The sequence below is a fragment of the Streptomyces boluensis genome, from assembly GCF_009908195.1.
GTDB lineage: Bacteria > Actinomycetota > Actinomycetes > Streptomycetales > Streptomycetaceae > Streptomyces > Streptomyces boluensis.
This window is the reverse complement of record NZ_JAAAHS010000413.1, coordinates 1-6,261: the sequence shown is the minus strand read 5'-3', so window position 1 is coordinate 6,261 and position 6,261 is coordinate 1. Positions and strand designations below refer to the sequence as shown.

The 6,261-nt window shown below is 70.2% G+C and carries 6 protein-coding genes; 1 reads left to right on the top strand and 5 read right to left on the bottom strand.

All coding sequences use genetic code 11. From position 1 onward, the window contains the following. From GUY60_RS32410 to GUY60_RS32390, 5 genes are all read right to left on the bottom strand, one after another. Positions 1 to 219: DUF397 domain-containing protein (locus GUY60_RS32410; protein WP_161704399.1), on the bottom strand; the 219-nt coding region annotated here is incomplete at its 3' end. A 117-nt stretch (positions 220 to 336) separates the two neighbouring features. Beyond that, on the bottom strand, positions 337 to 1,503 hold the full coding sequence (locus tag GUY60_RS32405; RefSeq protein ID WP_161704397.1) for a thiolase family protein: 1,167 nt from the start codon (positions 1,501 to 1,503) through the stop codon (positions 337 to 339). After that, positions 1,496 to 2,572 (bottom strand): thiolase family protein, encoded by a 1,077-nt coding sequence (locus tag GUY60_RS32400; RefSeq protein WP_161704395.1) that lies wholly within the window; start codon positions 2,570 to 2,572, stop codon positions 1,496 to 1,498. Before GUY60_RS32400 ends, GUY60_RS32405 begins: the two co-directional genes overlap by 8 nt. Continuing rightward, complete coding sequence (locus tag GUY60_RS32395; protein WP_161704393.1) at positions 2,573 to 3,517, bottom strand: Zn-ribbon domain-containing OB-fold protein; 945 nt, start codon at positions 3,515 to 3,517, stop codon at positions 2,573 to 2,575. A gap of 152 nt (positions 3,518 to 3,669) precedes the next feature. Then, on the bottom strand, positions 3,670 to 4,479 hold the full coding sequence (locus GUY60_RS32390) for a crotonase/enoyl-CoA hydratase family protein (RefSeq protein WP_161704391.1): 810 nt from the start codon (positions 4,477 to 4,479) through the stop codon (positions 3,670 to 3,672). Positions 4,480 to 4,645: 166 nt separating this feature from the next. Between GUY60_RS32390 and GUY60_RS32385 the strand changes: the two genes are divergently transcribed. Then, positions 4,646 to 6,261, top strand: a 1,616-nt coding sequence (locus GUY60_RS32385; RefSeq protein WP_161704389.1) for an acyl-CoA synthetase, incomplete at its 3' end; no start/stop codon positions are given.

Below are 6,261 nucleotides of genomic sequence, written 5' to 3'. Positions count from 1 at the left end.
CAGTACGAACGCCCGCCACTCCGCCGGGGTGAAGATCAGGGACGGGCTGTCCGGGCTGCCGCCGTTGCGCATCGCGATGAAGCCCTCCACGAAGGCGATCTGCACGTCACCGCGGCCCTCGCTGCTCGACTGCCAGGCGGCGTCGCTGAGATCGAGGTCGGGCTTCCGCCAGCCCGCAAAGGGCTCAAAGGTCTCCTTGGTGGTGGTGCTCTCGGCCACGTCCGTGCTCCTCCCGGTACTGCCCGTACGGTCCGCGGCCAGCCTAGCGAGCGGCGGGGGCGCCGGACAGGCCACGGAAGGAGGAAGGCCCTGACCGGTCCGGCACGGCAGCCGCGGTCAACTCGTCGGCGGCTCCGAGCCCACCAGCCACATCGCGAAGAACTGCGCCCCGCCGCCGTACGCGTGACCGAGTGCCTTGCGGGCCCCGTCGACCTGGTGCTCGCCCGCCTGGCCGCGCACCTGGAGGGCCGCCTCGGCGAAGCGGATCATGCCAGAGGCGCCGATGGGGTTGGTGGACAGGACGCCGCCGGACATGTTGACCGGCAGGTCCCCGTCGAGTTCCGTGACGCCGGACTCGGTGAGCTTCCAGCCCTCGCCCTCGGCGGCGAAGCCGAGGTTCTCCAGCCACATCGGCTCGTACCAGGAGAACGGCACGTACATCTCGACGGCGTCGATCTCGCCGCGCGGGTCGGTGATGCCGGCCTGCCGGTACACGTCGGCCGCGCAGTCCTTGCCCGCCTGGGGCGAGACGAAGTCCTTGCCCGCGAACATGGTGGGCTCGCTGCGCATCGCGCCGCCGTGCATCCAGGCGGGCGGCCGGGGTGAACGGGCCGCGCCCGCACGGTCGGTGAGGATCATCGCGCAGGCCCCGTCGGAGGACGGGCAGGTCTCCGAGTACCGGATCGGGTCCCACAGCATGGGCGCGGCCTGGACCTTCTCCAGGGTGATGTCCTTCTCGTGCAGGTGCGCGTACGGGTTCTTCAGCGCGTTGCGGCGGTCCTTGTACGCGACGAGGGAGCCGACGGTGTCGGGCGCGCCGGTGCGCCGCATGTACGCGCGTACGTGCGGGGCGAAGAACCCGCCGGCGCCCGCGAGCAGCGGCTGCTGGAACGGTACGGGCAGGGACAGGCCCCACATGGCGTTGGACTCGGACTGCTTCTCGAAGGCGAGGGTGAGGACGGTGCCGTGCACGCCCGCCGCGACGAGGTTGGCGGCGACGAGCGCGGTGGAGCCGCCGACGGAGCCCGCGGTGTGCACCCGGAGCATGGGTTTGCCGACCGCGCCGAGGGCGTCGGCGAGGTACAGCTCGGGCATCATGACGCCCTCGAAGAAGTCGGGCGCCTTGCCGATGACGACGGCGTCGATGTCGGCCCACGTCAACTCGGCGTCCTTGAGGGCCTGTTGGGCGGCCTCGCGGACGAGGCCCGCGAGGGACACGTCCTTGCGGGACGCGACGTGCTTGGTCTGGCCGACGCCGACGACGGCCACGGGTTCCTTAGCCACGTGAGTCACGGGATTCCCCTTCGAGTACGGCGACCAGGTTCTGCTGGAGGCACGGTCCTGACGTGGCGTGTGCGAGGGCGCGGTCGGACGTGCCGCGGTGGATGCGGGCGGCGGCCTCGCCGATCCGGATGAGGCCCGCGGCCATCACGGGGTTGGCGGCGAGCGCGCCCCCCGACGGGTTGATGTTCACGTCGTCGCCGAGCTTCAGGGCCTTGCGCAGGACGACCTCCTGCGAGGTGAACGGGGCGTGCAACTCTGCGGTGTCCACGGGGCGTTCGAAGGCTCCGGCGCGTTCGGCGGCGAGCCGGGTGGAGGGCGAGTCGGTGAGTTCGCGGACGCCGAGAGAGTGCGCCTCGATGCGGTGGTCGATGCCGCGGATCCAGGCGGGGCGTTCGCAGATCTCGCGGGCCCGGTCTCCGGCGGCGAGGATCACGGCGGCCGCGCCGTCCCCGACGGGCGGCGCGTCTCCGGTGCGCAGCGGCCGTACGAGATAGTCGCCCTGGGGGCGTGAACCGTGCAGCTGCGCATGGGGGTTGGCGCTCGCGGCGTCCCGGCTGCGTGCGGCGACCCCGGCGAGCGCGGCCTCGTCGGTGTCGCCCGCGTCGATGAGGGCCTGTGCCTGGAGTGCGGCGAGGGCGACGGAGTCGGGCCACAGCGGGGCCACGTAATACGGGTCGAGTTGCCGGGTGAGGACATCGCGCACGGAGCCCGGCGAGGACTTTCCGTACGCGTAAACGAGGGCGGTGTCGACCTCACCGGTGAGGATCTTCACCCAGGCCTCGTACAGCGCCCAGGCGCCGTCCATCTCGACGTGCGACTCGGAGATCGGCGGCCAGGCGCCCACGCCGTCGAGGGCCATGGTGAACGAGAAGGCGCGACCGGCGAGGTAGTCGGACGAGCCGGAGCAGGTGAAGCCGATGTCGCTGGTCTTCAGGCCGGTCTGCTGCAGCACGTCGTGCAGGACCGGCATGAGCATCTCCACCTCGGAGACCTCGTCGCTGGTGCGCACGTGGTCGGACTGCCCGAAGGCGACGACGGCGACGTCACGCAGGGGCCGGTTGGCCGGCATCTAGATCAGCTCCTTGTACGTGTCGTAGTCGGCGTCGGGTTCGCCGGTGGGCCGGTAGTGGTCGGGCCAGCGCCCGCCCTCGCTCCACACCGGTTCCACCCGCAGCCCCATCCGGACCTGGTCGTACGGGATCCCGGCGATGCGCCCGTGCAGGGCGAGGTCGGCGCCGTCGAGGGCGATGTGGGCGTAGACGTACGGGACTTCGATGTCCAGATTCTTCGCCTTGATATTGACGATGCAGTACGTGGTGACGGTGCCGGCCGGGCCGACCTCGACCTGTTCGTCGGTGGCGACGCCGCAGGTGGGGCAGGCGCCGCGGGGCGGCACGTACACCTTGCGGCAGGACGGGCAGCGCTCGCCGACGGCGCGGCGGTCGGCGAGTGCGTTGATGTAGCGGGTCTGGGCACGCCCTGGCGAGTAGCTGTAGTCGAGCCGGGCGGGGGCGACGATGCCGCTGACGCGGTCCTCGAACTCCCCGTCGTGCGGCGCGACTTGGCTCCGCGTCTCACTCTCGTACGGTTCGAAGCAGGCGATGTCCGTGATGGCGCCGGTGCGTTCCCCGGCCCACCGGACCCGGACCCGCATGCCGGTGCGTACGGCCTCGGGCCCCGGTGCGTCCAGGGCGTGCAGGAGACCGGTGTCGGCGCCGTCAAGCTGGACGAGCACCCAGGCGAAGGGCCGGTCGAGGGGCTGCCCGCGACGGGGTTCATGATTCCAGGCCCAGGTGGTGACGGTACCGGTGGCGCCGACCTCGACGAGGTCGCGGATCTCCTCGGCGGTCACGGGGTCGTACTCGACGGGCGGCACGAGGACCTTGCCCTCACCGGTCCTGACCCCCAGCACGGTCCGCTCGCGCAACCCGGTGAGGAAGGCGCTCTGCACGGGGCCGAGGGAACGGGTGAAGGGGAACTCTACGATGAGGGGGGCTTTGAGGACTTCGGGCATGCGACGTGGACTCCTATGGGTGAGGGGGCGGCCTCCGGCGGCGTACGAGGCCGAGCCAAATCCAGCCCGTCCTGGGGGCACCTCCCAGCGGTAGCTGGGGGAGTTTGAGGACGAGCCCGCAGGGCGATCAACAGCAGCCGAGCCAACGGCACTTACACGCGCCGATACACAGGCACCCGCTTCTCCGCGAACGCCCTCGCCCCTTCCTTCGCATCGTCCGTGGCGAAAATGGGCCACCCCCGCTCCAGTTCGGACTTCAGCCCGTCCTCCTCGGACAGATCCGCGGTCTCGTACACAGAAGCCTTCACCGCCTCGACGGCCAGCGGCCCACACGCGTTGATCTGCTCGGCGATGGCGAGGGCCTTGTCGAGCGCCGTGCCGTCGGGCACGACCTGCCCGATGAGCCCGATGGACGCGGCCTCGGCGGCGGTGTAGGGCCGTCCGGTGAGCAGCATCTCCAGCGCGTGCGTACGGGGAATCTGCCGCTGCAGTCGCACCGTCGAGCCGCCGATGGGGAACAGTCCGCGTTTGACCTCGAAGAGGCCGAAGGTCGCGGACTCCCCGGCGACCCGGATGTCGGTGCCCTGGAGGATCTCGGTGCCACCGGCGACGCAGTACCCCTCGACGGCGGCGATCACGGGTTTGCGGGGGCGGTGGTGCCGCAGCATCGCCTTCCAGTGCAGGTCGGGGTCGGCCTTGAGCCGGTCCCGGTACTGCTCTCCTTCCATGCCCTTGCCGGCGAGGGCCTTCAGGTCCATGCCGGCGCAGAAGTCACCGCCCGCCCCGGTGAGGACGACGGAGCGGATCGTGTCGTCCTCGTCCGCTTCGAGCCAGCCGTCGTGGAGCCCGACGAGCAGCGGCAGCGAGAGCGCGTTCTTGGCTTCGGGCCTGTTCAGTGTGAGCACCAGCGTGGCGCCTTCACGGCGCACATCCAGGTGTTCCGTCCCACCACTTGGTCCCATGAGTAGGTCCTCCCGTCTCAGACCTAGAACAGGTTGCAGGAGGGTCGGGTCCAGTTCAATAGCTTTCTGACAGACAGTCAGTTTTCTTGGCGCACCCCTTCCCAGTTGTGCGCGGCAGCGCTCTAATGACGGCCGAGCCAACATGTTTCCGGGGTCTGGAGGAGCGGTGGACTACAACCTTGCCGACCTGTTCGAGTCCGTCGTCGATGTGGTGCCCGATCGTGAGGCACTGGTGTACGTCGACCACCCCGGCACCGGCACGGAGCGCCGCCTCACCTATGCCGAACTCGAAGCGGCCGCCAACCGCGTCGCCCACCACCTGATCGACAGCGGGCTGCGCCCCGGCGAGCACCTGGGCCTGCACCTGTACAACGGCGTCGAATACCTGCAGACGGTCCTTGGCTGCCTCAAGGCCAGGCTCGTGCCGGTGAACGTCAACTACCGGTATGTCGAGGAGGAGTTGGTCTACCTCTACCGGGACGCGGACCTGGCCGCGCTGGTCTACGACGCCGAGTTCACTGAGCGGGTGGCGGCCGCGCTGCCGCGTACCGAGAAGCTGCGCCACCTGGTCCGGGTCGGCACTCCGCCGGCGGACGCGCCCGCGCTCGACGCCGTACCGTTCACCGAGGCGGAGGCCGCCGCGTCGGCCGGGCGTGGCTTCGGGCCGCGCTCCGCGGACGACCTGTTCATCATCTACACCGGCGGCACCACGGGCATGCCGAAGGGCGTCATGTGGCGCCAGGAGGACCTGTTCTACGCGGGCCTGTTCGGCGGCGACCCGGCCGGCGAGCCGGTCTCCCGCCCCGAGGAGCTGGCCGAGCGGGTCGCCGCGGGCGGGGCGGGGATCACGTTCTTCCCCACTCCCCCGCTGATGCACGGCACGTCCACGCTGACCTCGTTCGTCGCCCTCAACTACGGCCAGCGCATCGCCCTGCACCGCAAGTACGTGCCCGAAGAGGTGCTCCGTACCGTCGAGAAGGAGCGTGTCTCGACCGTGTCCCTGGTGGGCGACGCGATGCTGCGGCCCCTCGTGGACGCGCTCAACGGCCCCTGCAAGGGCACCGACATGTCGTCCCTGTTCAGCCTCTCCTCGTCCGGCGCGATCATGTCGGAGACGGTGCGCGCGCAGTTCCAGGCACTGGTGCCGAACGTGCTCCTTCTCAACAACTTCGGCTCCTCCGAGTCCGGCTCCAACGGCAAGGCCACCGAGGACTCGGGCCCGGAGAAGGGGTTCCGCCTGGAGGTCAACGCGCGTACGCAGGTGGTCGATCCGGTGACGTACGAGCCGGTGGCGGTCGGCGAACCGGGGCGCCTCGCCCAGCGGGGGCACGTGCCGCTCGGCTACTACAACGACGAGAAGAAGACCGCCGAGACGTTCTTCCAGAAGGGCGGCGAGCGCTGGGTGCTGCTCGGTGACATGGCGACCGTCGACGAACAGGGCATCGTGACCGTGCTCGGCCGGGGCTCGCAGTGCATCAACTCCGGGGGCGAGAAGGTGTACCCGGAGGAGGTCGAGCAGGCCCTCAAGTCGCACCCGGATGTGTATGACGCGCTGGTGGCGGGGGTGCCGGATGCGAAGTGGGGCAATCATGTGGCGGCGGTGGTCCAACTCCGGCCGGGGGTGGACAGGTTGACCTTGTCGGAGGTCCAGACGCACTGCCGTACGCATGTCGCCGGGTACAAGATTCCCCGGCAGCTCGTCGTCACCGATGAGATCCAGCGCTCACCTAGCGGTAAGGCGGACTATCGGTGGGCGAAGGCGGTTGCGGTGGAGGCGGATGC